This window comes from Amycolatopsis bullii (genome assembly GCF_014654205.1).
GTDB classification, from domain to species: Bacteria; Actinomycetota; Actinomycetes; order Mycobacteriales; family Pseudonocardiaceae; genus Amycolatopsis; species Amycolatopsis plumensis.
In genome coordinates this window covers 41,064-66,596 of record NZ_BNAW01000022.1, presented here as the reverse complement: position 1 = coordinate 66,596, position 25,533 = coordinate 41,064, and the positions used below count along the sequence as shown (strand labels likewise).

Below are 25,533 nucleotides of genomic sequence, written 5' to 3'. Positions count from 1 at the left end.
CGCCCCTCGTGAGGGGCGGCCCTTCTCGCGTTCTAGTTGGGGAGGGCCTTCTGGGCCCGCTTCGCGAGCTTGTTCGCCCGCTTCTCGGCCTTGCGGCTCAGCTTGCCGGCCGCGACGCCGACGTCCTTCGCGGCGTGCTTCGCGCGCCAAGCCGCCGACGGCTTCCCGTGCGTGTCCGCGACCGCGAGCAGCAGGCCGCCGGCCAGGCTCGCGTTCTTGAAGAACTGGATCTGCTGCTGCTGCTTCTCGCCCGGGTCCTTGATGGCCCAGAAGCTGTGCGTCGCGAGCGTCGTCGGCACCAAGCTGCCGAGCAGCAGCCCGGCCGCGAGCCGCGGTGCCTTGCCGGCCGCCAGGGCGAGACCGGCGCCGACCTTCACCGCGGCGTCGATCCGGACGAGCGTCACCGGGTCCCGCGGGATCTGCTCCGGGAGTTTGTCACCGAACTTCTCCAGCGTGCTGTTGAGGAACGGTTCCGCCGCCTTCGCGTGCCCTTCGGCCTGCCTCAGCGCATTGATTCCGCCCGTCACGAAGATCGTGGCGAGCAGGGGACGTGCCACTCGACGGAGTATCACGGTCGTTTGCCTTCCTCGTACGGGCCACTGCCTGGTCGAACCTACTCCGTGGATGCCCGCTCGGCCCGTGCTCGAATCCTCATCGGGCTTTCTCCCGCTTTATAGTCGTAACGCTAGAGAGTGCTATAAGCCTTTAGCGGTTGACCTTGACGCAGCGTCAACTTCTATCGTCGACGTCATGGAGTGGTCGATCCAGGACATCGCCCGCTCGGCGGGGACCACGAGCCGGACGCTGCGCCACTACGGCGCGGTCGGCCTGCTCGAGCCCAGCCGGATCGGCGGCAACGGCTACCGCTACTACGACGAGCAGGCGCTCGTCCGGCTGCAGCGGATCCTGCTGCTGCGCGAGCTCGGGCTCGGGCTGCCGGCCATCGCCGAGGTGCTCGACGGGCAGCGCGACAGCGCCGCGGCGCTCGAAACCCACCTGGAGCTGCTCGAAGAGGAGCAGCGGCGGATCGGACGGCAGATCGAGTCGGTCCGCACGACCCTCCGGAAACTGAAGGGAGGTGAACGACTGATGGCAGAAGAAGTCTTCGACGGCTTCGACCACACGCGCTACGAGGAGGAGGTCACGCGCCGCTGGGGCGCTGACGCGTATCGGCGCGGTGACCAGTGGTGGAGCTCGCTCTCCGCGGCGGAGAAGGAGGCCCACCAGCAGGAGCAGCGGGACATCGCGGCGGCGTTCGGCGCGGCCCGGACGTCCGGACTCGCTCCGGACTCCGACGAGGTCCAGGCGATCACGCGGCGGCTGCACGAGTGGCTGCGACCGGCGGTCTCGTCGGTGTCCGTGGGGCACTTCGCGGGCCTCGGCCAGCTGTACGTCGACGACCCGCGCTACGGGTTCGAAGGCGAAGGAGCGGAATTCGTCCGGGACGCGATGAAGATCTACGCGGAACGGAACCTGAACGGCTAGTGGTGCGTCGTAAGGGCGCACTGGGGGTAGGGACGAGCAGGGCTGCAGACCTGTTCGTCTCTATGTACGGCCATCCGGTCGAACCTCGGCGACACGCGCTAACCGTCTATGGCGGAATATCGGGCTCACCCTAGAAACGCCGATAGCTTGGCAGAGTGGACCCCATCCGCAACCCCTTCGCGCCGGGCGCCGGGCAGCGGCCGCCCGAGCTGGCCGGGCGTGAGCGTGAGCTCAAAGCCTTCGAAGTGGTGCTGGAGCGGGTGGCCCGGGGGAGACCCGAACGCAGTCTCGTGCTCACCGGCCTGCGCGGAGTCGGGAAGACCGTCCTGCTCGGGGAGCTGCGGGCGATGGCCGTGCGGCACAAGTGGGGGGCGGGCAAGATCGAAGCCCGGCCGGACGCCGAGCTGCGGCGGCCACTGTCGGCCGCGCTGCACCGGGCGATCCGGGACCTCGCCGTGCGGCACCGGGCGCCGGACCGGGTCGAAGAGGTGCTCGGGGTGCTCAAGGCGTTCGCGCTGCGAGCCAACAAGCCCGACGCCAAGCTGCGCGACCGGTGGCAGCCGGGCATCGACGTGCCCGCCGCGCAGGGGCGCGCGGACTCCGGGGACATCGAGATCGACCTCGTCGAGCTGTTCACCGACGTCGCCGAACTGGCCGCGGACGTGGGCACCGGCGTCGCGCTGCTCATCGACGAAATCCAGGACCTGCAGCCAGACGACGTCTCGGCGTTGTGCGCGGCCTGCCACGAGCTGTCCCAGTCCGGTGCGCCGCTCGTCGTCGTCGGAGCCGGGCTGCCGCACGTGCCCGCCGTTCTTTCCGCGTCGAAGTCCTACTCCGAGCGGCTCTTCCGCTACGCGCGCATCGACCGGCTCAGCCGCGAGGACGCCGATTTCGCCGTGATGGCGCCGATCGAGCGGGAGGACGCCGGCATCGAGCCGGAAGCCCTCGACGCGCTCTTCGACGCGTCCGGCGGCTACCCGTACTTCATCCAGGCCTACGGCAAGGCGGCCTGGGACGCGGCGCCGTCCGACCCGATCACGGTCAAGGACGTCCAGGTCGCGGCGCCCGAGGCGGAGTCGGAGCTGGCGGTCGGCTTCTTCGGGTCGCGCTACGAACGCGCGACGCCGGCCGAGCGGGAGTACCTGCAGGCGATGGCGTCGCTGACGCAGGGCCGGGACGAGCCCGCCGGCACCGCCGACGTCGCCGTGTTCCTCGGGCGCAAGCCGTCGTCGTTGTCGCCGGCGCGCGACAGCCTCATGAAGAAGGGCCTCGTGTACTCCGCCGAGCGGGGACAGATCGCCTTCACCGTGCCGCACTTCGGCCACTACCTGCTCGGCCGCGACTGACCTGGGCTTTTCCGGCTGTCTCGCGGTCTATGAGCGTCGCTAAGTGTTTATAGTTTTTCTGCTAGATAACCTTAGATGTCGCTAGCGGGTTGCTTCGCCGTGACCGCCGACACCCCGGATCTCTCCGGCCCATACCCAAGTTTGCCGATGATTCATCGGCCAGTGCGCCAGATCACCGGATATTCATTGGCGTCCTTGTGAAAAAAGGTGCATACTAGACCTACAAGCCACCAAGACCCTCGAAGGGGATGCAGAAACCGATGAACAACATCGCCGCCAAGCTCCGTGCCCGTCGCGCCGAGGCTCGCACTCGCCGGGCGCTGAACCGGGCGATCGACACCGCCGCCACCGCGACGGTCCGTCAGGAACTCATCGCGATCGCGCAGGCCCGCTCCGGCTACATGCGCTGATCTCTTCACCCCGTGGCGGTCGCCCATTCGAGTGACCTAGGCCACATCGTGCTCATGGTGTAACGCCGCCCGGAGAGGCGTCGATACCCAGTACGACCCCGTGATGCTGGCGGACCCCCGACCTGGCAGCATCGCGGGGTTTCCCATTTTCCCGGTATTTCCCTTGCCGCGGGAGCCTTCTGCAGTAATCTTTGACTTCGTCAACGAACTTGTTGAGGTGGTCAATGAATGACGCTCAGCTGGCCGACCGGGTCGCCGCGGTCCGCGCCTTCAACCGGCTCTACACCGGGGTCATCGGCGTGCTCGACGAAGGTCCGGCGGACGCCGAGTACTCGCTGCCCGAAGCCCGGGTCCTCTTCGAACTCGCCCACCAGGACCCGCTTCCGGTGACCGACCTGCGGAAGCGCCTCGACCTCGACGCCGGTTACGCCAGCAGGCTGCTCGCGCGTCTCGAGTCCCGCGGGCTGATCGTGCGCGAACGGTCCGACGAGGACGCCCGCCGACAGCTCGTGCGCCCGACCGCGGCGGGCCGGGACGCGTTCGCGGTGCTGAACCGCCGTTCCACCGACCAGATCGGCGGGCTCTTGCGCCGCTTCGCCGACGAAGACCAGCAGCGCCTGCTGGCCGCGATGCGCACGATCGGCGACCTCGTCGGCGACCGCCGTCGCGACCCGGCCCTCGTGCTCCGCCCGCCACGACCGGGTGACCTCGGTTGGGTGGTGGAACGACACGGCGCGTTGTACGCCCGCGAGTACGGCTTCGGCGCCCCCTTCGAGGCGCTCGTCGCCCGGCTCGCCGCGGACTTCCTGGACAACAGCGACAACCCGCGGCAGGCGTTCTGGATCGCCGAGCTCGACGGCGAGCGGGTGGGCAGCATCGGCTGCGGCCGCGGGCCGGACGCGGACACCGCGAAGCTCCGGCTGCTGCTGCTCGAGCCGTCGGCCCGCGGCCACGGCGTCGGCAAGCGGCTGGTGACCGAGTGCGTGACGTTCGCCCGGGCGCACGGCTACCGCGCGATGGAGCTGTCGACGGTGTCGATCCTCGATGCCGCGCGGTCGATCTACCGGGCGGCCGGGTTCGAGCTCGTCGGCGAGAAGGACTTCGACGACTGGGGGCCGAAGCTCACCGACGAGACCTGGCGCCTGGAGTTCTAGCGGGGCGTCCGGCCGAGCAGGAAGAACTCCGGGTTCGGGCGGAGCGCGGTCAGGTGAGCGAGCCGGTTCGACATCGCGAACAACGCCGTGATCGCGCCGACGTCCCAGATCTCGTCCTCGGTGAGGCCGGCGTTGCGCGCGGCTTGAGTTGGGCGAGCGCGCGAGGGCCAGCTCGATGATCGCGCGGCCGCGCTCGCCAGCTCGACTTGCCACAGGTTGCTCAACACGCGATCGGCCAGCTCGGGGTCCTTGGCGCGGATGCGCAGGATGGCGCCGTGCGCGACGACGCAGTACGTGCAGTGGTTGGCGCGACGAGCAGCTCGCCGCACAACGCAGAGGCAAGCCACCGACCTCGCGGTACGCAGCCCCCGCCCTCCCTAGGGGGCGTGCCCTTGTCCAGCTTATCGGCGGATACCGACGAAAGCTGCGGTTCGTGGGATGTGCGGACCGGTTGTCCACACCCGGCCGGGAATGTGGACAGCCGGCTCACCTCGGCGCTCATACCCAGCTAGTCGTGGTTGAGTGGGCGCGTGACGGACTACGTCGACGGGTACTGCGAACGCGTCGGGCCCGGGCTCTGGGGCGAGCCGCTCAACAGTCTCAGCAACCTGGCCTTTCTCGTCGCCGCCGTGCTGGTTTGGCGGCTGGCCGACGGTGGGCGCGCCGGGCGGTTGCTGGCCGGGCTGATCGGGCTGATCTTCGTCGCCAGCACCACTTTTCACCTGCTCGCGACGCGCTGGGCCGCGGTCGCGGACTCGGTGAGCATTCTCGTGTTCGTGCTGGTGTACGCCGGTTTGTTCCCGCGTCTTTTCTTCGGGTGGCGGCTGTGGTGGCTCGGGCCGCCCGCGTTCCTCGCGCTCACCGTCGTCACTGCTCTGCTGGGTGGCGGGCTGTACCTGTCCGCCCTGATCGGGCTGTTCACCTTCGCCGCGATCCTCGCCTTCCGGCGCGACCCGCGCTGGACGCACTTCGCCGTGGCGGGCGCGGTTTTCGCCCTCTCACTGAGCTTGCGCGCGCTCGACCGGGACGTGTGCGACTACGTCCCGGCCGGCACGCACTTCCTCTGGCACCTGCTCAACGGGCTGGTGCTCTACCTCGTTTCCCGCGCGGCCATCCGTCGTTAGTGGACGCCGATCGGGCGGAGGTTCTTGTCGTGCTCGTCGGTGTGGTAGTCCTCGGGCTCGGTGTCGTCGGTGCCGTTGAAGACCTTCATCTGCCGGGCGATCACCGTGACGATCGCCGCCACCAGCAGGTTCGCGATCAGGGCCACGAAGCCGACGTAGATCTGGACCAGTGAACCGGCGAACGGGTGCCAGCCGAAAATCGACATGTTGCCCAGGGCCAGCGCCGAGCCGCCGAAGTGCAGCTTGCCGTTGGCCGGGTTGGGGATGCCGTACAGCATGATCAGGCCCCAGCCGATGCCGACGACCCAGCCCGCGATCAGGCCCCAGCGGTGGAACCAGCGCGTGTACAACGCGAGCGCCACGGCCGGCAGCGTCTGCAGGATCAGCACGCCGCCGATGAGCTGGAGGTCGATCGAGAACTGCGGGTCGATCAGGATGATCACGGCGACCGCGCCGAGCTTCACGACCAGCGAAGCCAGCTTCGCCTGCTTCGCCTCTTCCTGCGGGGTCGCGTTCTTGCGGATGTACTCCTTGTAGATGTTCCTGGTCCACAGGTTGGCCGCGGCGATCGACATGATCGCGGCCGGGACCAGGGCGCCGATGCCGATCGCGGCGAACGCGATGCCGGCGAACCAGGACGAGAACTGGTTGTCGAACAGGACCGGGACGATCGTGTTGCCGTCCGCCTTGCCGGTGGCCGCGTTCGTCAGCGGCTTGACCCCGGCCGTGATCGCCACGTAGCCGAGCAGCGCCAGCAGGCCGAGCACCAGCGAGTACGCCGGCAGCGCGACCATGTTCCGCTTGATCACGCTGCGGCCGCGCGAGGCCAGCACGCTGGTCAGCGAGTGCGGGTACAGGAACAGCGCGAGCGCCGAGCCCAGTGCCAGCGTCGCGTACTGCAGCTGGTTGTTGGCCGTGAGCAGGATCGACCCGGCCGGCTTGCCGGTGGTCGGGTTCGGCGTGCCGAGCTTCTTCGCCGCCGCGTCGAAGATGTGCGACCAGCCACCGAGCTTCGAGGGCAGGTAGATGATCGCCACCAGGATCACGATGTAGATCAGGATGTCCTTGACGAACGCGATCAGCGCGGGCGCCCGCAGGCCGGACTGGTAGGTGTAGAAGGCCAGGATGACGAAGGCGACCAGCAGCGGCAGGTGCCCGACGATGCCGCCGCCGTTGATGCCCATCGTCCGCAGCACGGCTTCGAGGCCGACCAGCTGCAGCGCGATGTACGGCATGGTCGCGACGATGCCGGTGATCGCCACCAGCAGCGCGAGGATCGGCGAGCCGAAGCGGCCGCGCACGAAGTCGGCCGGGGTGACGTAGCCGCGGACCCGCGAAACCGACCACATCCGCAGCGCCGGCAGCAGGACGATCGGGTAGACGACGATCGTGTACGGCAGCGCGTAGAGGCCGAGCGCGCCGGCGCTGAACACCAGCGCGGGCACCGCGACGAACGTGTACGCCGTGTAGAGGTCACCGCCGAGCAGGAACCAGGTGATCCACGAGCCGAACTTGCGGCCGCCGAGGCCCCATTCGTCCAGGTGGTCCAGGGTGCTGCCGCGCTGCCAGCGTGACGCCATGAAGCCGAGCACGGTGACCAGGGCGAACAGGACCGTGAAGATGATCAGCTCGGGCCACTGCAGGTTGCTCATCGAGCGTCCCCCTCGTCCAGGTCCTCGACGCTCAGCTTGTCCGGCGCGTCAGCGGTCGGCTTGTCCCGCGTCATCAGGTAGACGATCCAGGTGCTCAGCACCCCGACGCCGACCATGAGGAACTGGAACCAGTAGAAGAACGGCATCCCGAACAACCGCGGACCGTCCATGTTGAACAGTGGCGTGACCAGGACCAGCAGCGGGACGATCAGGAGCAGGTTCCACGGGCTGAACTGGAACCCGCGCACCTTTCCGTCGTGCTTCGCAGTCGACATCGGACCTCACCTAACACTCCCGTAACCGACCGCCTGACCTTAAGACCTCAGTGACAGCGAGTCACGCTTGTCCGATATCGATTTGATCGCCACGGTCCGCGATGCCGACCAACGTCGGTTGCCCTGCCCCAGTGGGGCCTATATCAATAGGCCGACTCCGCACGCGCAAAACCCAAAAGGGGCAACTGTATGACACGACTCCGCTACGCGGTGGTGATCCCGGCCGTCGCCGGCACCCTGCTGGCCGGGTTCACTCCTGCGTTCGCAGGGCAGGAGATCGCGGCCGGTAAGCAGCCGCTGAACTCCACGAACATCCCGGCGCAGTACGCGAACCAGAAGCTGGACTGGCACAAGTGCGCGGTCCCCTCCGAGCTGCCGACGGCTCCGCCCGCGGGCGCCGAGGACATGGAGTGCGCGACCTACAAGACCCCGCGCAACTGGTACCAGGCGAACGCCCAGATCGACCTGACCATCGCGGTCAGCCGCCTGAAGGCGACCAAGGACGCGACCGCCAGCGTCGTCACCAACCCCGGTGGCCCGGGCGCGCCCGGCCGCAACTTCCCGGCCCGGCTGCGCAACCAGCCGAAGCTGCGCGAGCACCAGGAAATCGTCGGCTTCGACCCGCGCGGCACCGGCAAGAGCACCAACATCACCTGTGGCGGCGCCATCGGCACCGGGTCGGACCTGGACCCGCGTGACCGCGACCGCGGCAACCTGAACCTGATCCTGCAGGCGACGAAGTACGCGGCGCTGTCCTGCCAGCAGAAGTCCGGCGAGCTGGGCCCGCTGATCAACACCGACCAGACGGTCAAGGACATCGACCTGCTGCGCGTGCTGCTCGGCCGCGACAAGATCAACTGGGTCGGCTACTCGGCGGGCACCTGGATGGGCGCGCACTACGCGCAGGCCTACCCGACCCGCACCGGCCGGTTCGTGCTCGACTCGGCCACCGAGTTCACCACGACCTGGCAGAAGTCGTTCGACTGGCAGCCGCTCGGCTTCGAGCGCCGCTGGCGCCAGGACTTCCTGCCGTGGATGGCGAAGTACGACAACCTCTACCACTTCGGCACCACCGGCGAGGCCGCCCGCCAGACCTACGAGCAGGTCCGCTACGCCCTGACCCAGGGCGCGGTCACCCTGCCCGACGGCTCGACCGTCTCGGCCAACGGCCTGGACTCGTTCATCGCGTCGCAGATCTACTCGAAGCGCGCCTTCCCGGGCCTGGCCGACTACCTGGTCAGCGTCCGCACGCTGACCCAGGGCACCGCCTCGGCGGCGGCCAAGTCCTCGGCCGCGCAGAAGGCCAAGGTCGCCGACAAGAGCACCGTCACCTACGGCCCGCAGCCGCTGATGGTGCCGGCCGACGGCGACGCCTACGACGCCAGCTTCTGGACCATCCCGTGCAACGAGGGTCCGTGGACCGGCTCGCCCAACAGCGCCATCCGGGACTCGCAGAAGCTGATCGACCAGCAGCTGCCGCTCCTGGGGGCCGGCTGGTTCATCCAGCCGTGCCTGTTCTGGAAGAAGCCGCCGTCCCCGCTGCCCGTGCTGGACGGCAAGGGTGTCCCGCCGGTGCTGATCGTCGAGTCGGAGCACGACCCGGCGACGCCGATCGAGGGTGCGCGCCGCGCACACAAGGCGTTCGCGGGTTCGCGGATGCTGACCATCACCGGCGAGGGTGACCACGGCATCTACGCCGGCGGCAACGCGGGTGTGGACAAGGTCGTGGAGGCCTACCTCGTCGACGGCGTGGTGCCGAACGACCAGAGCCTGCCCGGCATGCCACTTCCGGTGCCCGCGGGCGCCTGAAGGCACTAGATGTGGTGGGGCCCCGTCGAGCGGAAGCTCGGCGGGGCCTTTTCCACACCTGTGCACAGAGTTATCCACAACCGGTGGACAACTACCGGTATTAGAATGCCGTTCATGGTACGAGTCCCACTGACGGATGAAGAGCGCGAGCGAGGCGAACGCCTCGGCCAGGCACTGCGGGCGGCGCGGGCCGGCCGGAGCATGGTCGACGTCGCCGCGGAGGCCGGGATCTCGGTCGAGACGCTGCGGAAGATCGAAACCGGCCGCATCCCGACGCCGGCGTTCTTCACGGTCGCGGCCATCGCCGACGCCGTCGGCCTGCCGCTGGACGAGCTGCGCGCGGCCGTCACGCCCGCCGCGTCACCCCCGCTGTCCCAGGCCAGTTAGAGCGGCCGCAGCTGCTTGAGGATGTGCTCGCGGTCGTTGAGGAACGCGCACCCGGGCACCGGCAGGTCGTAGCTGTTGAGCAGCTTCTCGAAGTCCGAAAACTCGTCGGCGGAGAAGCCGAAGCCGACCCGGTAGGCGTGGGCGGCCAGCACGTCGGCCAGCTCCTCCCACTCGCCGGCCCACAGCAGCGTCCGGTAGTGCGTGTAGTCCTCCGGGGAGAGCCGGTTGCCGATCATGGTCAGCACGCTGTCGGCGAAGAAGCTGATCCGGTTGCCCTTGAGGTCGGCGACCGTCGGGTTCGCCGGGTCCCGCGCGGTGTCCGGGTTGCGGATCACGCCCGGCCCGGCCACCGGGTAGGCGGTGTGCACGTGCCCGTCGTCCTCGACCAAGACGATCAAGTGGACGTTGAACCGTTCGCCGGCACAGCGCCACCGGCCGTTGCGCTGCTGCCGCCGAGCCTCGCTGGGGTCGTTGGCGACGTCCTTGACCACGGAGATGATCTGCTCGTCGGTCCAGCCGGCCGGGAACTCGCTGGTCGCCCTGCGCCCGACGCCCGGTGCGTGCCCGCCGCCCACTCGCTGCTCCCTTCGTCGCAACGAGAGTAGGTCAAACGGCAGCGGCGAGCAGAACGATGCCGACGACCTGGAGGTCGAGACCGCGGAAGAGCTGGCGGACGAGGTTGGCGGGCATCGGGCCCATCGGGGTGTCGGTGAACCCGGGATTCGCGTAGTCAACGGCGGTGCGGGTGACCGTGCGCAGGATCGAGAGCACCGACAGCGGCACGGCGAGCCACGCGCCCACGGCGAACGACGTCCCACCCGCGAGGGTGACCACGAGGAGCGCTGTCGCCCAAAGAAAACCCACTCCGGCGAGCACCAGGCCGTGGGCCAGGACGAGCGTGCGGTCCCCCGAGCCGAGCCACCGGCGACGGCCCGGGTTGCGCCAGAGCTCGCCGAGGCCGCCGGCGAACGGCGTCAGCGCGACGTACGCGCCGACGCCGACCAGGACCGCGCCCGGCACCGTGGGTACGGCGATGTGGGCGACGACGACCGCGAGACCGACCAGCAGCGCCGCGCCCGCGTACCGCGACCGGCCGAGCGTGCCCGCCCAGGCCAGCCGCAACGGCGTCGGGCGGCGCAGCGAAATCCCGCCGACCGGCGTGGACGGCGGGAGCAGCATCATCGGGTCGAGGAAGGTGACGGCGACCGATCGCAGCACCCGGCCGTCCCACCCGGCGAGCAGCGCCGCCCGGCCCGCGCGCGACACCGGTTCGCCGCCGAAGGCCAGCGGGAGCGCCGCGACCAGCACGCCGGCCGCCATGAACTGGACGGTGGCGGGCCCGAGGCCGAGCGCGGCGAACCCCAGGCCGAGGACCGCGAGCACCAGCGGGCCCAGCGCGTCGAACCGCAGTGACGTGCGCCGAGCCGAAGCGAAGGCCGCCGCCCCGGTCGCGACGACGATCGCGACCGCCGCGCGCCACTGCTCCAGCCCGGCGCCGCCGACGGCGAGCAGCAGCGCGGCGAGGTAGCCGGTCACCGCGACCACGCCCGTCCACGCGCCGAGCAGCCGCAGCGTGACGACGCGGCCGCGGTCCACCGGGGCGAAGTCGAGCCAGGTCAGCTCCGCCGGCTCGACCCAGGCGAAGCCGCGGCGCAGCAGCCCGCGCCAGCCGACCGCGCAGCAGAGCGTCAGCAGCCCGAGCACGGCCGGGAAGGCCGGAGTGGACGAGCCGTAGAGCGCGGGCCGCCAGCCGTCGACGTGGAAGAAGGCGGTGAACAGGAACCCGAAGCCGAACAGGAGCACGAAGGTCGCGGTGTCGCCGCTGAAGATCCCGCCGAACCGCTTGCGGCCCGGGATCCGCATCCGCCTCGGCGTCCGTGTCGTCAAAGCGGTCACCACAGTTCGAGCACGCTGTCGGCGGCTTCCAGCAGCGGCGGGTGGTGGGTGGCCACCACGACCGCCGCGCCGGCCGCCGTCGACCGGGCGATCAGCTCGACCAGCCACTCCTTGCCCGCGGTGTCCAGCGCGCGTTCCGGCTCGTCGAGCAGGAGCACCCGGTGCGGGCGCGCGGTGACGCCGAGCAGCAGCAGGCGTCGGCGCTGGCCGGCGGAGAAGTGCCCGGACGTCACGCGCATGCGTTCGCCGAGACCCGCGTCGCGCAGCAGTTCCTCGTGGTCGCCCAGGTCGGCGCCGAACGAACCGGCGAGGAGTTCCAGGTGCTGCACCGGGGTCAACTCGGCGAAGAAGTCGGAGTCGTCGAAGAGCACCGACACCTTGCGCCGGAACTCGACGTCCCGCTCGTCCGGCGCCGTGCCGTCGACCAGCACGCGGCCCCGCTGCGGCTTCTGCATGCCGTAGAAGCAGCGCAGCAGGGTCGACTTGCCGACTCCGTTGGGCCCGACGATCGCGGCGCACTCGCCGGGGTCGACGGAGAAGTCCAGGTCGTCGAACAGCCACAGCTCGCCGGCCCGGACGCCGAGCGCCTTCGCGTCGATCACCGGAGGTGCTCGAGGACCGGGGCGAACTCGTCGAGGAACGGCTCCAGGATCGTGAAGTAGCTGAACCCGAACCGCTCGCGGTGGCCCCGCAGCTGGTCGGCCACCTGCGCGGCCGTGCCGACGAGGGCGACCGGGAGCTCGCCGATCTCCGCGGCGCTCAGTCGGCCGCCCACGAGCTGCTCCAGCTCGGCCAGGCCGGCCGCGCGGTCGTTCGTGATCTTCACGAACTGGCAGAGCAGGTTGAACTCGACCGAAGACGCGCGGTCGCCGAGCTTGGCCCGCACGAACGCCACGCGCTCGTCGACCTCTTCGGGGGCCGCCGCGGCCAGGGGCGCACCGTCGGGGGTCTTGGTGGTCCCGGTGAAGCCGATGATGTCGGCGTGCTCGGCGGCCAGCGTCAGTACCCGGTCGCCGCGGCCGCCGAGCAGCAGCGGCGGCCCTTCGGGACGTGTGGGCGCGGGCTTGTGCTCCGGATCGGCGTACAGCCGCTTGAGCTCGGTGATCGTCCGCTCGAGGTGGTCGACGCGCTCGCGGGCGGACGGGAACGGCATCCCGGCGGCCTCGAACTCCTCCTTGACGTAGCCGGCGCCGAGGCCCAGCTCCAGCCGCCCGCCGGTGAACTGGTCGGTGCCCGTGACGTCCCGGGCGAGCAGCACCGGGTTGTAGAAGGGCGTGTTGAGCACGAAGGTGTTCAGCTGGACGCGCGAGGTGACCTCGCCGGCCAGCACGAGCGCCGGGAAGGGCGGCGCCATGCCCAGGTGGTCGGCCGCGGACAGGACGTCGTAGCCGAGTTCCTCGGCCCGGCGGCACTTTTCGGTCCAGGCGGCGCGGCTGTCCGGCACGACCATGTTGATCCCGAAGCGAAAATCCCCAGTCATGCCGACCAAGGTACTCACCGGAGCTTTTCGATCACCGGGGCGAGCCTGGTCAGGTCGTCTTCGAGCACCGTGAAGTAGCTCGCGCCGAGGGTTTCGCGGGTGCGCAGCAGTTGCTCGGCCACGGCTTCCGCCGAGCCGGCGAGGACCGTGGCCAGCGCGCCGAGTTCCTCGACGCCGAGGTGCGGCACGAGTTCGTGGGCCTCCTCCAGGGCCGCCCGGCGGTCGTCGGTGATCCGGACGAAGTGGACCATCAGGTTCACCTCGGCGTCCCGGCCGTCGAGCACCTGCTTCACGAAACCGGCGCGGTCGGCCAGCGCGGCGGAACCGGCCAGGGCCAGCCGCCCCTCGGCCGCGCCGGGCGCGGTGCCGGTGAGGGCGATGGTGTCGGCGTGCGCGGCGGCGAAGGTCAGCATCCGGTCACCGCGGCCGCCGAGCAGCAGCGGCGGCCGCGGCCGGCCGGTGAACGCGCGCTCGACCTCGGTGACCACGTCGACGAGCCGCTGGAACCGGCGGCCGGGCGTGCCCCAGTCGATCCCGGCGGCGTCGAACTCCGCCTGGACGTACCCGGCGCCGATGCCGATCTCCACGCGGCCGCCGGTGAACTCGTCGAGCGCGGCGAGGTCGCGGGCCAGGAGCACCGGGTTGTGGAAGCTCGCGTTGAGGACGTAGGTGTTGAGCCGAATCCGCTCGGTGGCCTCGGCGGCGAGCAGCAGCGCGGGGATCGGCGCGACCCGGCCGAGGTGGTCGACCACGCCGACGACGTCGTAGCCGAGGTCCTCGGCCTGGCGGCACTTCGCCATCCACTCGGCCCGTGAGCCGGGCACGTACATGGCGACGCCGAACCGGAACGGTCTCATGCCCGCGAAGCTACCGGGAAAAGAGTCGTGAGTGAGAAACAGCGTCAGAACACTGTTTCTCACCCACGACCAGGTGCGGCAGACCGCTCAGGCGAGGCGCTGGGCCAGCGCGTCGAGCTCGTCACGCAGCGACGTGGGGACCTTGTCGCCGATCTTCTCGAACCACTCCTCGATCAGCGGCAGCTCTTCGCGCCACTCCTCGGGCTTGACGTCCAGGGCGGCCTGGATGTCCTCGAGCGGCTCGGTCAGGCCCTCGGTGTCGAGGTCCTCGGCGCGCGGCACGAAGCCGACCGGCGTCTCGACGGCGTTGCCCTTGCCCTCGACGCGCTCGATGACCCACTTCAGGATCCGCGAGTTCTCGCCGAAGCCCGGCCACAGGAAGCGGCCGTCGTCGCCACGGCGGAACCAGTTGACGTAGAAGATCTTCGGCAGCTTGTTCGCGTCGGCGTTCTTGCCCAGGTTCAGCCAGTGCTTGAAGTAGTCACCGGCGTGGTAGCCGAGGAACGGCAGCATCGCCATCGGGTCGCGGCGGACGTTGCCGACCGCGCCGGCCGCCGCGGCGGTGGTCTCCGAGGACATGGTGGCGCCCATGAACACGCCGTGCTGCCAGTCGCGGGCCTCGTTGACCAGCGGGACCGTCGTCTTGCGGCGGCCACCGAACAGGATCGCCGAGATCGGCACGCCCTTCGGGTCGTCCCACTCCGGCGCGAGGATCGGGCACTGCGACATTGGCGTGCAGTAGCGCGAGTTCGGGTGGGCGGCCTTCTCGTCCGAGTCCGGCGTCCAGTCCTGGTGCTTCCACGAAGTGGCGTGCTCGGGCTGGTTCTCCATGCCCTCCCACCAGATGTCGCCGTCGTCGGTCAGGGCGACGTTCGTGAAGACCGTGTTGCCCTTCTCGATCGTGCGCATGGCGTTCGGGTTGGTGTGCCAGTCCGTGCCCGGCGCGACGCCGAAGAATCCGAACTCGGGGTTCACCGCGTACAGGCGGCCGTCCTCGCCGAAGCGCATCCAGGCGATGTCGTCGCCCAGGGTCTCGGCGCGCCAGCCCGGGATGGTCGGCTGCAGCATGGCGAGGTTGGTCTTGCCGCAGGCGCTCGGGAACGCGGCCGCGACGTAGTGGACCTTGTCCTCGGGCGAGATCAGCTTGAGGATCAGCATGTGCTCGGCGAGCCAGCCCTCGTCACGCGCCATCACCGAGGCGATGCGCAGCGAGTAGCACTTCTTGCCCAGCAAGGAGTTGCCGCCGTACCCCGAGCCGTAGCTCCAGATCGCGCGCTCCTCGGGGAAGTGCGAAATGTACTTCGTTTCGTTGCAGGGCCAGGAAACGTCCTGCTCGCCCGGTTCGAGCGGCTTGCCCACCGAGTGCAGCGCGGGCACGAATTCGCGCTCGCTGCCGTCCGGGGCAATGAACTTCTCGAGCGCGGCCTTGCCGGCGCGGGTCATCACGCGCATCGAAGCGACGACGTAGGCGAAATCCGTGATTTCGATACCCAGCTTGGGATTGTCGTCGCCGAGCGGGCCCATGCAGAACGGGATGACGTACATCGTGCGGCCGCGCATCGAGCCGCGGAACAGCTCGGTCATGGTGGCCTTCATCTCGGCCGGGTCCTTCCAGTTGTTGGTCGGACCGGCGTCCTCCGGACGCTCCGAGCAGATGAAGGTCCGGTCTTCGACGCGGGCGACGTCGTTCGGGTCGGAAGTGGCCCAGAAGGAGTTCGGCTTGGACTTGAGCTGCACGAACGTGCCGGCCTCGACCAGTTCCTGGTTGATCCGGGCGGCTTCTTCGTCTGACCCGTCGACCCACACCACGCGGTCCGGGGTGGTCAGTTCGGCGACCTCCCGGACGAAGGACAGCACGCCGGTGTGCGTCGTCGGCGCGGTGTCCAGTCCGGGGATGGCGACTGCGGTCATCTCTACTCCTGACTTCCGACGACAAATGCGCCCGCACCGGAACGACGTTGTCCCGGTGCGGGCGTCATTGCCGGCGACCGAATGGCTTCGCGCACCGGCTGGCGAACCGGTGTGCGCGATTTGGGATTCCTTGAGAGTAGCCGCATGACCGGCGAGTAACCGAGAGCTGACGTGTAGGTTCTCTCACAAGAACGATAAGGGAATCGATTCAGATGTCACTTGATCGGTGCATTCGCGGAAAATCTTCCGGTGGTGCGCGACACAGCCGTGACCTGGTCGTTTTCATTGAAGACATGAAGAAAGCCCGAGGCCGGAGCCTCGGGCTTTCAAACTATGACCTGGGTCACTTTCAGTTCGGCGAAATCCACTGCCCGGTGCCGGAGTCGATGCGCGCGACGCCTTCCAGCGTCTGCGTGCCGGCCTCGCCCCAAGCGGCGTCGGCGGCCGGATCGCCTTCGGCTCCCGAGTCCATCAGTCCACTGGAGACTTCGGTCCACTGGCCGGGGCCGGAGTGCTCGAACGTCGTGGTCGTGCCGTCGGACTCGGTCTGCACCGCGATGTCCGCTTCGCCGTCGCCGTCCTTGTCGGTGAAGGCGATGGTGCCGCCGCTCTTCGTCTCGACGATGACGGTGTCGTTGTGGCCGTCGTGGTCGGTGTCGATGGTCGCGACCCCCGCGTCGACCTCGCCCTCCGGCAGGTCGGCGTGGATGTGCCCGCCCGAGCTGTCGTCACGGCCGGTGCCGGAGTCGTCGTGGCCGCCGGAGCCGCCATCGTGGACCCACTGGCCGCTGGCCTCGTCGTAGACCGCCTGCTCGACGACCTTCCCGTTCTCGTCCAGCACGGCGTAGTGGTCGGCCTCGCCGTCGTGGTTCGTGTCGATGAAGGCCTGGGCCGAGCCGTCTTCGTGCTCGATGATCGCGGTGTCGTTCACCCCGTCTTCGTTCACGTCGTAGTTGACCTCGGCCTGGTACTCCTGGCCGTCGACGTGGACGGTCATCGCGTCCGGGCTGCTCGCGTCGGTGTCGCTGCCGCCGCTCTCGTCGACCCACATGGGACTTCCCCCTTCGAACCGGGTAACACGCTCCGACCTGCTGTCTGAGGGTATGACTCACCGTAGGCCCGTTCGGTTCCGCTTCACAACCGGACCGGTGCTCAGGCGGTTTTGTCCCGCAACGCCCGGATCCGCGTCAGGAAGGCTTCGGCCCGCTCACGGCCGTCGCTGACCTCCTTGAGCCGCTTCGACACGATCGCGATCTTCTTGGCCCGCTCCTGCGCGCCCATCTTGATCGTCTTGTCGACTTCCTTGAGTTCCGCCTCGATCGCGTCGATGCGCCGGCCCAGTGCCTCGTCCAGGGCCATCGACAGCTGCTGCTCCGCCTCGATGAGCTGCTCGGCGACGAGCTGGTCGAGCGTCGAGCGCGCGTCCGCGATGGCCTCGACCAGCCACTGCTTCATGTGCTGCTTGTCGGCCGCGTGCTTGCGCGTGCGGGCCATCCACCAGCCGGCGCCCAGGCCGATGATGATCGTCGCGGGCAGCACGACCGGGTTGAGGATCGCCACGCCGGCCAGCGGCAGCGCAGCCACCTTGCCGGCCCCGACACCGCCGGAAATGCCCATGAAGACCAGCAGCTTGTCCTCGGCCGTCGGCGGCTTCTTGTCCGGCGGGCGCAGCACCACCGGCGGGCCGCCCGCCCGGGCGAACTGCGCGCGGATGACGTCCAGCTCTTCCGGCGAGAACAGCTCCGAGAGCGAGACGTTGGTGACCTGGTTCAGGCGCTGCGCGAGCAGCATCGAGATCCGCTGCGACGTCGTCTGCAGCGCGATGTCGACCTGCTGGGGCAGCGCGGCCAGCTCGTCGCGCTTGGCCGCGTCGATCAGCTGGCGGAAGTGGGTCTGCGCGTCCCGCATCTGCCGGCTGCTCTCGTGGCCGACCTCGACGCGAGTGCGCTGGACCTCGCCGCGCAGCTTCAGCTGCCAGCCGCGGGTCGAGCTCCGGCGTTCGGCCTGCAGCTTGTCGCGGCGGTCCCGCAGCTGCTCGGCCTCGGCCTCGCCCGCGGACAGCGCCCGGCTCTCGGCCTGCAGCTTCGCCTTGAGCTCGCCCAGCGCACTGGACAGCGCGCGCAGCGTGTTCGCCTCGCCGAGCATCGCCGAGCGGCCGACGAGCAGCTCCTGCAACGCCGTCTGGATCGCCGCGACCCCGGACTTCTCCCGCAGCATCGCGGCCATCTGCTCGTTGGGCGCTTTCGCCGCGGTCTCGAACAGCCGCGCCGACACCGGGTGGAACACCGCGTCGGCGAAGCGGGGCGCGTGCTCGCGCAGCAGCTGCTTGTCGGCCTCCATGACCTCGCGCCAGCCGCGGAACATGTCCACCTTGGTCAGCGCGAAGACGACGGTCTCGACGCGCTCGCCGACATCACGCAGGAACTGCAGCTCGGTCGAGGTGAACGGCGCCGAGGCGTCGACCACGAACAGCAGCGCGGTGGCCCCCGCGGCGGCTTCCTTGGCGAGCTCGCCGTGCATCGAGTCGAGGCCGCCGACGCCCGGCGTGTCGACCAGGGAAAGCCGTTCGAGCAGCGGGACCGGTCCGGCGACCTCGACGTACCGCGGCGGGATCTGCCCGGGCGGCAGCTCGTGCGCGGCGGAGACCCAGTGGATCAGCTGGCCGAGGTCGATCGGCACCGGGGCGAGCTGACCGGGGTAGCAGGCGTGCGCGCCCCAGGTGTCCGCGTGGTCGAACACCAGGTAGGTCGCGGTGGCCACGTCGGCGTCCACAGGCGACAGTCCCGGCATCGCGAGCAGCGCGTTGACCAGCGAGCTCTTCCCCCGGTTCGTCTCGCCGACGACCACGACGGCCGGCTTCTTCGGCCGGGCCTTCCGGATGTCCTCGACCCACTTGGCGGCGGCCGGATCGGCTTCGCGGACGACGGTCAGCAGCTGGTCTCGGGTCGCGGCGACCTGCGTGGGCAGGCTCGGCGCGGTCGGTGCGCTCACGGGTTCTTCTTCGCGTAGACGGTGACGATCGGGGCGCGCAGCAGGCGGTCGTGGTCGGCGAAGCCGGTGACCTCGGTTTCCGCGACGATGCCGTCGAGCGCCGGGTCTTCGGTCGGGACCGCGCCGCCCGCTTCGTGCCGGGCCGGGTCGAAGCGCTCGCCGTCGGGCCGCAGGGCCTGGACGCCGATCGCGGCGAGGCCTTCCTCGAGGCGTTCGACGACGCCGCCGCTGCGGGCGCGGTCCAGCGCGTACAGGCACATCTGGATCAGCGCCTGGCGATCCGCGAGTGCCCGCTCAAGATCGGTGACCTGCTGCTGCAAGGGGTGCACATCGGTGTCCGACGCGGGCGAGCCGCCGTCGGTTCCCTCCTTGCGAAACCACGCCATGCCGACAGTTTGGCGGACTCAGCCGCCCGACGGGGGTGAAACCGGGCGAAGGAACCGGATCAGGATCGTCCGGAGGATCGCCTGTTCCGCGGGCAGATCGAGGCCGGGGTCGAGGCTGGCCCGGGAGATCATCGCGTCGATCAGCCCGGCGACCCAGCCCGCGGCCGCGCGCGGTTCCACCCCCGGGTCGATCAGTCCGGCGTCGACGGCCCGCCCGAGCAGAACCGCCAGGCCGTCGCGCAGTGCGCTGTCGTTGCGGTGGACGAGCTGGGCGAACTCGTCGTCGCGGGCGGCCTGGGCGGCGGCTTCCAGCACGATCCGGACGACCCCCGGCTGGGCGATCTGCCCGGCCAGCTCCGCGACGACGTCGAGCAGGGCGGCGAGCGGGTCGTCGGCCTTCGCGGCGGCTTCGAGGCGTTCGGCCGTCTCGGCGGCGTCGTCGGTGAAGATCGCCGTGAAGACCGCGCGCTTGCTGGGGAAGTAGTGGAAGAGGCTGCCGGAGCTGATGCCCGCGGCGCGGCAGATGTCCGCCGTCGTCGTCCGCTCGAAGCCCTTCTCGGCGAAGCACCCGGCGGCGGCGTCGACGATCGCGCGGCGCTTGGCCGCGTGCTTGGCCGGGTCGACGGTCCTCATCGTTCGACCGGCGGTTCGTCGTGCCAGGGGTAGCCGTGCTCGGCGAAGGCCGGCGCCAGTTCGTGGTTGCGCAGGTCCGTCTTCTCCCGGGCGATCTCCCGGCCGTCGGTGGTGCGCAGGACGAGGTCCTTGCCGTCGAGGTAGACGGCTTCGAGGTCGGCCTCGATGCGGCGGGTCTTGTCGCCGCGGACCAGGGTGACCCGGGTCGGCGAGACCGTGACGACCAGCCGCTCGTGGGCCCAGATCGCGGCGAACACCAGGCCGAGCACGAGCCCGCCGGCGACCGCGGCCAGCGTCGCCCACGGCTGCGGCAGCTTCGTGAGCACCTTGAACACGCCCTGGAACGGGAAGGCGGGCAGGTCGCTCACCCAGGCGGCGACGGCCCAGACCCCCACGCCGAGCGCGCCCCCGATGAGCGGGCAGCCGACCCAGGACCCGGTGCGCAGCCACGACGGCTCGTCGACGGTCGTCTCCATGCGGCCCATTATTAGACCGCGTGCTCGGTTTATGAAATCCGGGGGGTCAGACGAGCTCGTCGATGACCTCGCGGAGGACCGCTTCCAGGCCCGGCCCGTTTTCGGCGAGGCGGGAGGAGACGAGCAGCTGGTCTTCGGCCGTGCGCAGCCAGATCGAACCGGCGACCGAGATCTCGATGACGTTCAGGCGGAAGGGGTAGGCGCGGCGGCCGTGCCGGACCTCGGCCTCGCGCACCAGCTGGCCGAGCCGCTCGCCGGCCACGATCTGGCGGCGGTAGAAGCCGGGTGCCCAGGGGGTGTTGCCTGCCGGCTCGCCGCCCCCGCGCAGGGCGGGGCCGCGGGCGTTGGCGAAGTGGCGGGCCGCGGCCGGGCCGAAGAACTCGAGCGCCTGCCGCATCGCCGATCCCTGCGCGAACGCGGGCCTGCCGTAGCGGGAGCGCGGGTTGCGCGGGTCCGGGTCCTCGCGGTTGCGGAGGAAGGCCAGCAGGTCGACCCACCAGTCGGCCCACTGCGCCTGGACGGCGGCCCGGTCGAGGCCGGCCGGGACGTGCACCGGGACCTGCGGCTCCACTGGCGGCAGCACCTGTCCTTCGGAAACGGACAGTGCCAGGGCGTCACGGATGTACAGCGCGACGTCGACCTCGGTCTCGCTGCTCCAGCCGGCTCGCCAGGATGTCGTGTTTTCTAGGCGCACGACTCAACAGTACGCGGGGAACCGGTCCTACCAGGGAAAGTTGGCAAGCAGAGACAAACTCACGCTTCCCTGAGCTGTTGCCAGATCAAGAAGTACGCCCGGTGCACCACGTGGGCGACGCGGCTCTGCGCCGGCGTCGCGCCGAAGGACGCGAAGGACCGCCACCAGCCCGCGCGCTCGAGGGCGTGCGCGGCCAGTTCCGGCCGCGGGGCGCCGGGCTTGCCGAGCTGGGCGCCGATGTCGGCGTTGCTGCCCACCCGCAGCACCTCTTCGGACAGGTCCTCCGGCATGTCGACCGCGCCGGAGGCGACCAGCGTCAGCGCTTCCAGCAGCCGCAGCTGGTGGGCTTCGGGCTTGGCGAGCAGCACCTCGATGGCGTCGTGGACGCGCTGGCGCTCGGCCGGGTCGGCCGACGCGTGCGCGAGCGCCGTCACCGAGGCCAGTGCCGCGGCCGCCTTGATGCCGTCGGCACGGGCCGCGAAGACCACCGCCAGCCGCTGCCGGACCGCTTCCAGGCCGGACGCGTCGAGCAGGGACCGCCGCAACGCGCCCGCCGTGATCTCCGGCTCCTTGCGGATGGCCTCGACGGCGTGCGAAACGCCGAACAGGTCGAGCTTCTCCAGCAGCCGCAGCCGGGTGCCCGCCGGGACGTCGCAGTCCCAGCTCGTGAAGATGTCGGCCGAGATCAGCATGGTCTGCAGGACATCGTCGTCGAGCTCGGCGAGCTGCCGCAGGGCCTCGGCGTCGGCGGAGGTGAACCCGCCGGACTCGGCGGATTCGGCGATCAGGCCGATCACCGGCAGCACGTCGGCGACCCGCGGCTTCAACGTCGACGCCTGCTTCTCCGCGAGCAGCGTGGCGGCCCGCCAGATGTCGCCGCCGGAACCTTCGACGGACTCGGGCGCGATCGTGTCGGCCTTGTTGAGCACGGCGATCGCGTTGACCGGGCCCGCCTCGCGGCTCGCGGTGGCCGCGGTGAAGGCGGCGAGGGCCTGCTGGTCGTCCGCGCGGACGCCCTGGGTGACGACGTACAGGACGGCCTCGGCGCCGGCGACGGCGTTGCGCGAGGTGTCGTCGAGTTCGTCCGAGCCCTCCGTGTCCTCTCCCTCGGGGTCCTCCTTGCGGTGCTTCGCCGCGCCCAGCAGCTGCTCGGTGCGGGACACCGAAGCGGCGTCGAGCGAGCCGAGGCCCGGGGTGTCGATCACCGTCATGCCCTGGAGGACGGCGTTGGTCAGGTACGCCTCGATGTGCGACACCTGCTCGATGTCGACGCCCAGCTCGGCGGGGATCATGCCGTCGGAGGCGAACGGGAGCACCTGCTTGCGGCCGTCGGTGAAGACGATCTCGACGCGGTCGACCGTGCCGTACTGGAACCGGGTCACCAGCCGCGTGCACTCACCGATGTCGGTCGGCGCGACCCGGCGCCCGATCAGCGCGTTGACCAGCGTCGACTTGCCCGACTTGATCCGGCCGGCCACGGCCACCTGCAGGGGCGCGCCGAGCCGGCGCAGCACCTCGGCGAACCCCGCGGCGGTGCGCGCGGAGACCTGCGGCTGCAGGCGGTGGCACAGGTTGGCCACCGACATCGACAGCGGACCCGCGAGCCGGCCCTGCTCCGGTGACGTCACGGCCCCCAGCCCTCCCCGTCGTAGGCGACCACCCGGTGAATCGTGCCATGCGGGTCATCCCCAGGTCGCACCGAAGGTGGTACCGGCGGCCGACGCGCGGTTCCCGCGGCGCCACCTAGTGTTGCCTGGTGCGACGGCTGAGCCTGTGGATGCGTGCCCACCCCATGGCGGGCGACTCGGTGCTCGCCGTCCTGCTCGGCCTGTTCGACCTGCTGCTGTTCGCCGCCGACGGGCTCGCCGAGCTCCCGGACGTGCCGCCCTGGTACGTCGCCGTGCCGGTGAACATCGCGATGGTGACGCCGCTGGTGTTCCGGCGAAAGTCGCCGCTGTGGTCGGCGTACGTCGTGCTGGTGGTGAGCGTCGTGCACGCGTCGCTCATGCTCGGCATCGGCAGCGTCGCCGGGCTGGCCATGAGCATCTACTCGGTCGTCGTCTACGCCGGGCGGCGGCAGGGGCTGGTGTACGTCGGCGCGGTCGTGGCCGCGTCGGTCCTGCAGGCCGTGCTGGACCGGCCGGACGAGCTCGTCATCTCCGCGTTGTTCCTCGCGTTCGGGATCGCCCTGTGCTGGACCCTCGGCGAGTTCGTCGGGGCCCGGCGCGCCTACGACGTCGAAGTGGAGGCCCGGTTGCACCTGCTCGAGACCGAACGCGACCAGGCCACCCGGATCGCGGTGGCCGAAGAGCGCGGGCGGATCGCGCGTGAGCTGCACGACGTCGTCGCGCACGCGGTGAGCGTCATGGTCGTGCAGGCCGACGGCGCGTCGTACGCGATCCAGAGCAACCCCGAGCTCGCTCACCGGGCCCTGCAAACGATTTCCGAGACCGGCCGCGGCGCGCTCGGCGAACTGCGGCGCCTGCTGGACGTGCTCCGCAGCGACGACGCGGACGGCGAGCCCCGGGTGCCGCAGCCGGACGCGCACGCCCTCGCCGACCTGGCCGACCGGATGCGCACCGCCGGGGTGCCGGTGGACCTGGAGCTCGGCGAGCTCGGCGACCTGCCGGCCGGCGTCTCGCTCGGCATCTACCGGATCGTGCAGGAGTCGCTGACCAACACGCTCAAGCACGCCGGGCGCGGCGCGACCGCTTCGGTGCGGGTGCACCGCACCGGCGACCTGGTCGAGGTGCTGGTGTCCGACGACGGCGCCGGCCGCGTCCCGCAGCTGGTGCCGGCCGGGCGGCGCGATCCCCGGCTGCCGGGCGGGAACGGCTTGATCGGCATGCGCGAGCGCGCGCACGTGTACGGCGGGAAGTTGGACGTGGGCCCGGCTCCGGGCGGTGGATGGCAGGTCCGGGCGACCCTGCCGGTTAGGTTGGACAAGTGATCCGGGTGGTGGTCGTCGACGACCAGGAACTGATGCGCGTCGGGTTCCGGATGGTGCTGGGTGCCCAAGCCGACATCGACGTCGTCGGCGAGGCGGGCGACGGCGCGCAGGCGATCGAGCTGGCTTCGCGGCTGCGGCCCGACGTCGTGCTGATGGACGTCCGGATGCCGGTGCTCGACGGCGTCGAGGCGACGAAGCGGATCGTCGCCGACGGCACCGCGCGGGTGCTGGTGATGACGACGTTCGACCTCGACGAGTACGTCTACGCGGCACTCCAGGGCGGGGCGAGCGGGTTCCTGCTCAAGGACACCCAGCCCGACCACCTGGTGTCGGCGCTGCGCGCGGTCGCTTCGGGTGACGCGGTGGTTTCGCCGTCGGTGACCCGCCGGCTCCTGGACCGCTTCGTCGGCACCGGCGGCCCGCCGATGCGGGACACCGCCGAGCTGGACGTCCTCACCGACCGCGAGCGCGAGGTGCTCGTGCTGATCGCCAAGGGCATGTCGAACCTGGAGATCGCCGAGACGCTGTTCCTGTCCGAGGCGACGGTGAAGACGCACGTCGGCCGGATCCTGGCGAAGCTGGAGCTGCGGGACCGGGTGCAGGCGGTGGTGCTGGCCTACGAAACCGGCCTCGCCCGCCCCGGCCTCGGCTGAATCCTCAGCGCAACTTTCATAGGGAAAGTGCCGCGCGAACGCTCGCGACCACGCGCTTCGGCTCGCCGTACAACTCCACCTTGGTGACGATCAGGAAGCGCCAGCCCTCGGCCTCGATCGCGGTGCGGCGCTGCGCGTCGAGCTGCGGCTGGATGCCTTCGAGATGCCACTCGCCGTCGTATTCGATCGCCAGCTTCTGCGCGGGGAACCCCAAGTCGAGACGGCCGAGGAAGTGACCTCTTCTGCTCACGACGTCGACCTGAACCTCCGGCTTGAGGCCGGCGACGGTGAGCCACACTCGCAGCTCCGACTCGGGAACACTCTCCGAACGCGCGTCCGCCAGCTCGACCGCCTTCCTGGCCCGCACCATTCCGTTGTCGCGGCGTGATCCGAGGTAGTTGTGCAGCTCGGCCAGGTTCACCAAGCCGCTGCGGAGGAGAACGTCGAGGTAGCCGACGACCCGGGGAAGCGAACGGTGGAGCTTGGTGTTCGTGAGGGTGTCCAAGGCGAGCCGCAGGGGTGTGGCGAGCCGGACGCCTTCCCACGGCTCACTGTCGATGTCTCTCCGGCAGGTTCGCCGGATGTGCAGCCCCGCCTGTCGCGCGAACCCCACGTTTTCCGGCACGACGAATTCGACCGGGTCGTGCGAACCGACCAGTTCCAAGCCCTTGACGGCCGCAGCCGAACACCCCGACAGGACGGCGTCACCCGGTGCGAGCAAAGCAGCGGCCCGGCATCGCATCGCATGCGTCACTTCGGTCGTCGAGGCGACGTAGACGTTCCGGAACAACCGGGTGAACAGAGGCGATCGCAAGGCACACGACGTCAACGCACCTTCGGCCACGGCGTGGGTCCCGATGAAGGGCTCGGCGAAGTCGATCAGGTCACTGTTGCGGAGGCTGAACATCTGCCCAGGCTGCGGCGGACCACCGACAGCCAGGCCGCCTCAAGATCAACTGGGCCA

At 70.2% G+C, this 25,533-nt stretch carries 26 protein-coding genes and 1 pseudogene; 9 read left to right on the top strand and 18 right to left on the bottom strand.

Annotated elements, in window-relative coordinates:
- Positions 1–32: 32 nt before the first annotated feature.
- The gene (locus IE317_RS23785) at positions 33–572 is read right to left on the bottom strand and encodes a DoxX family membrane protein (protein WP_191313545.1); all 540 of its coding nucleotides are present in this window, start codon (positions 570–572) and stop codon (positions 33–35) included.
- 178 nt (positions 573–750) lie between these two features.
- Here IE317_RS23785 and IE317_RS23780 point away from each other — a divergent pair, with 178 nt between their 5' ends.
- The 4 genes from IE317_RS23780 (at position 751) to IE317_RS23765 (ending at position 4,395) form a co-directional block, all read left to right on the top strand.
- Entirely contained in the window at positions 751–1,485 is a 735-nt protein-coding gene (locus tag IE317_RS23780; protein ID WP_191313544.1) for a MerR family transcriptional regulator, read from the top strand.
- A 155-nt stretch (positions 1,486–1,640) separates the two neighbouring features.
- The gene (locus tag IE317_RS23775; protein ID WP_003058004.1) at positions 1,641–2,831 is read left to right on the top strand and encodes an ATP-binding protein; all 1,191 of its coding nucleotides are present in this window, start codon (positions 1,641–1,643) and stop codon (positions 2,829–2,831) included.
- 260 nt (positions 2,832–3,091) lie between these two features.
- Entirely contained in the window at positions 3,092–3,241 is a 150-nt protein-coding gene (locus IE317_RS23770) for a hypothetical protein (RefSeq protein WP_167344411.1), read from the top strand.
- Positions 3,242–3,465: 224 nt separating this feature from the next.
- Positions 3,466–4,395 (top strand): bifunctional helix-turn-helix transcriptional regulator/GNAT family N-acetyltransferase, encoded by a 930-nt coding sequence (locus IE317_RS23765; protein WP_191313543.1) that lies wholly within the window; start codon positions 3,466–3,468, stop codon positions 4,393–4,395.
- On the opposite strand, the pseudogene IE317_RS23760 reads toward IE317_RS23765, so the two are convergent.
- Positions 4,392–4,715: pseudogene (locus IE317_RS23760) on the bottom strand (peroxidase-related enzyme); the annotation flags it as partial. The gene IE317_RS23765 and the pseudogene IE317_RS23760 sit on opposite strands and share 4 nt — an antisense overlap.
- Positions 4,716–4,925: 210 nt before the next feature.
- Here IE317_RS23760 and IE317_RS23755 point away from each other — a divergent pair.
- Positions 4,926–5,519 carry a hypothetical protein gene (locus tag IE317_RS23755; RefSeq protein ID WP_191313542.1) on the top strand — a complete coding sequence of 198 codons (594 nt, stop codon included), beginning with the start codon at positions 4,926–4,928 and terminating at the stop codon, positions 5,517–5,519.
- Here IE317_RS23755 and mctP read toward each other — a convergent pair.
- Both mctP and IE317_RS23745 read right to left on the bottom strand, forming a co-directional pair.
- Positions 5,516–7,171 (bottom strand): monocarboxylate uptake permease MctP, encoded by a 1,656-nt coding sequence (gene mctP, locus IE317_RS23750; protein ID WP_191313541.1) that lies wholly within the window; start codon positions 7,169–7,171, stop codon positions 5,516–5,518. The two genes, IE317_RS23755 and mctP, sit on opposite strands and share 4 nt — an antisense overlap.
- Entirely contained in the window at positions 7,168–7,446 is a 279-nt protein-coding gene (locus tag IE317_RS23745) for a DUF3311 domain-containing protein (RefSeq protein WP_191313540.1), read from the bottom strand. Before IE317_RS23745 ends, mctP begins: the two co-directional genes overlap by 4 nt.
- 189 nt (positions 7,447–7,635) lie before the next feature.
- Here IE317_RS23745 and IE317_RS23740 point away from each other — a divergent pair, with 189 nt between their 5' ends.
- Both IE317_RS23740 and IE317_RS23735 read left to right on the top strand, forming a co-directional pair.
- Positions 7,636–9,255 (top strand): alpha/beta hydrolase, encoded by a 1,620-nt coding sequence (locus IE317_RS23740; RefSeq protein ID WP_191313539.1) that lies wholly within the window; start codon positions 7,636–7,638, stop codon positions 9,253–9,255.
- A gap of 114 nt (positions 9,256–9,369) precedes the next feature.
- On the top strand, positions 9,370–9,642 hold the full coding sequence (locus tag IE317_RS23735; RefSeq protein ID WP_191313538.1) for a helix-turn-helix domain-containing protein: 273 nt from the start codon (positions 9,370–9,372) through the stop codon (positions 9,640–9,642).
- Here IE317_RS23735 and IE317_RS23730 read toward each other — a convergent pair.
- The 13 genes from IE317_RS23730 to IE317_RS23670 all read right to left on the bottom strand — a co-directional run bounded on the left by IE317_RS23730 (position 9,639) and on the right by IE317_RS23670 (position 22,552).
- Positions 9,639–10,217, bottom strand: a complete 579-nt coding sequence (locus IE317_RS23730) for an EndoU domain-containing protein (protein ID WP_191313537.1) — start codon at positions 10,215–10,217, stop codon at positions 9,639–9,641. The two genes, IE317_RS23735 and IE317_RS23730, sit on opposite strands and share 4 nt — an antisense overlap.
- Before the next feature lie 31 nt (positions 10,218–10,248).
- A complete protein-coding gene (locus tag IE317_RS23725) occupies positions 10,249–11,529 on the bottom strand; it encodes a hypothetical protein (protein WP_191313536.1) in 1,281 nt (426 codons plus the stop codon).
- Between the two features lie 5 nt (positions 11,530–11,534).
- Positions 11,535–12,140 (bottom strand): ABC transporter ATP-binding protein, encoded by a 606-nt coding sequence (locus tag IE317_RS23720; RefSeq protein WP_191313535.1) that lies wholly within the window; start codon positions 12,138–12,140, stop codon positions 11,535–11,537.
- Entirely contained in the window at positions 12,137–13,018 is an 882-nt protein-coding gene (locus IE317_RS23715; protein ID WP_191313534.1) for an LLM class F420-dependent oxidoreductase, read from the bottom strand. The genes IE317_RS23720 and IE317_RS23715 overlap by 4 nt, the downstream gene beginning before the upstream one ends.
- Positions 13,019–13,032: 14 nt before the next feature.
- Entirely contained in the window at positions 13,033–13,875 is an 843-nt protein-coding gene (locus tag IE317_RS23710) for a TIGR03621 family F420-dependent LLM class oxidoreductase (RefSeq protein ID WP_191313533.1), read from the bottom strand.
- 87 nt (positions 13,876–13,962) lie between these two features.
- Positions 13,963–15,786 (bottom strand): phosphoenolpyruvate carboxykinase (GTP), encoded by a 1,824-nt coding sequence (locus tag IE317_RS23705; RefSeq protein ID WP_191313532.1) that lies wholly within the window; start codon positions 15,784–15,786, stop codon positions 13,963–13,965.
- A 349-nt stretch (positions 15,787–16,135) separates the two neighbouring features.
- Positions 16,136–16,837, bottom strand: a complete 702-nt coding sequence (locus IE317_RS23700; protein WP_191313531.1) for a hypothetical protein — start codon at positions 16,835–16,837, stop codon at positions 16,136–16,138.
- A gap of 101 nt (positions 16,838–16,938) precedes the next feature.
- Entirely contained in the window at positions 16,939–18,777 is a 1,839-nt protein-coding gene (locus IE317_RS23695) for a dynamin family protein (RefSeq protein WP_191313530.1), read from the bottom strand.
- A complete protein-coding gene (locus IE317_RS23690) occupies positions 18,774–19,163 on the bottom strand; it encodes a nucleotide exchange factor GrpE (protein WP_191313529.1) in 390 nt (129 codons plus the stop codon). The genes IE317_RS23695 and IE317_RS23690 overlap by 4 nt, the downstream gene beginning before the upstream one ends.
- An 18-nt stretch (positions 19,164–19,181) precedes the next feature.
- Positions 19,182–19,796, bottom strand: a complete 615-nt coding sequence (locus IE317_RS23685) for a TetR/AcrR family transcriptional regulator (protein ID WP_191313528.1) — start codon at positions 19,794–19,796, stop codon at positions 19,182–19,184.
- Complete coding sequence (locus IE317_RS23680; RefSeq protein WP_191313527.1) at positions 19,793–20,272, bottom strand: YqeB family protein; 480 nt, start codon at positions 20,270–20,272, stop codon at positions 19,793–19,795. Before IE317_RS23680 ends, IE317_RS23685 begins: the two co-directional genes overlap by 4 nt.
- 46 nt (positions 20,273–20,318) lie before the next feature.
- Positions 20,319–20,966: a hypothetical protein gene (locus IE317_RS23675; RefSeq protein WP_191313526.1), complete on the bottom strand. Its 648-nt coding sequence runs from the start codon at positions 20,964–20,966 to the stop codon at positions 20,319–20,321.
- A 59-nt stretch (positions 20,967–21,025) separates the two neighbouring features.
- The gene (locus tag IE317_RS23670) at positions 21,026–22,552 is read right to left on the bottom strand and encodes a dynamin family protein (protein ID WP_191313605.1); all 1,527 of its coding nucleotides are present in this window, start codon (positions 22,550–22,552) and stop codon (positions 21,026–21,028) included.
- Between the two features lie 191 nt (positions 22,553–22,743).
- Here IE317_RS23670 and IE317_RS23665 point away from each other — a divergent pair, with 191 nt between their 5' ends.
- Both IE317_RS23665 and IE317_RS23660 read left to right on the top strand, forming a co-directional pair.
- Positions 22,744–23,916, top strand: a complete 1,173-nt coding sequence (locus tag IE317_RS23665) for a sensor histidine kinase (protein WP_444859545.1) — start codon at positions 22,744–22,746, stop codon at positions 23,914–23,916.
- Entirely contained in the window at positions 23,913–24,569 is a 657-nt protein-coding gene (locus tag IE317_RS23660) for a response regulator (RefSeq protein ID WP_191313525.1), read from the top strand. Before IE317_RS23665 ends, IE317_RS23660 begins: the two co-directional genes overlap by 4 nt.
- Before the next feature lie 16 nt (positions 24,570–24,585).
- Here IE317_RS23660 and IE317_RS23655 read toward each other — a convergent pair whose 3' ends face one another.
- Positions 24,586–25,476: an endonuclease domain-containing protein gene (locus IE317_RS23655; protein WP_191313524.1), complete on the bottom strand. Its 891-nt coding sequence runs from the start codon at positions 25,474–25,476 to the stop codon at positions 24,586–24,588.
- Between the last annotated feature and the right edge of the window lie 57 nt (positions 25,477–25,533).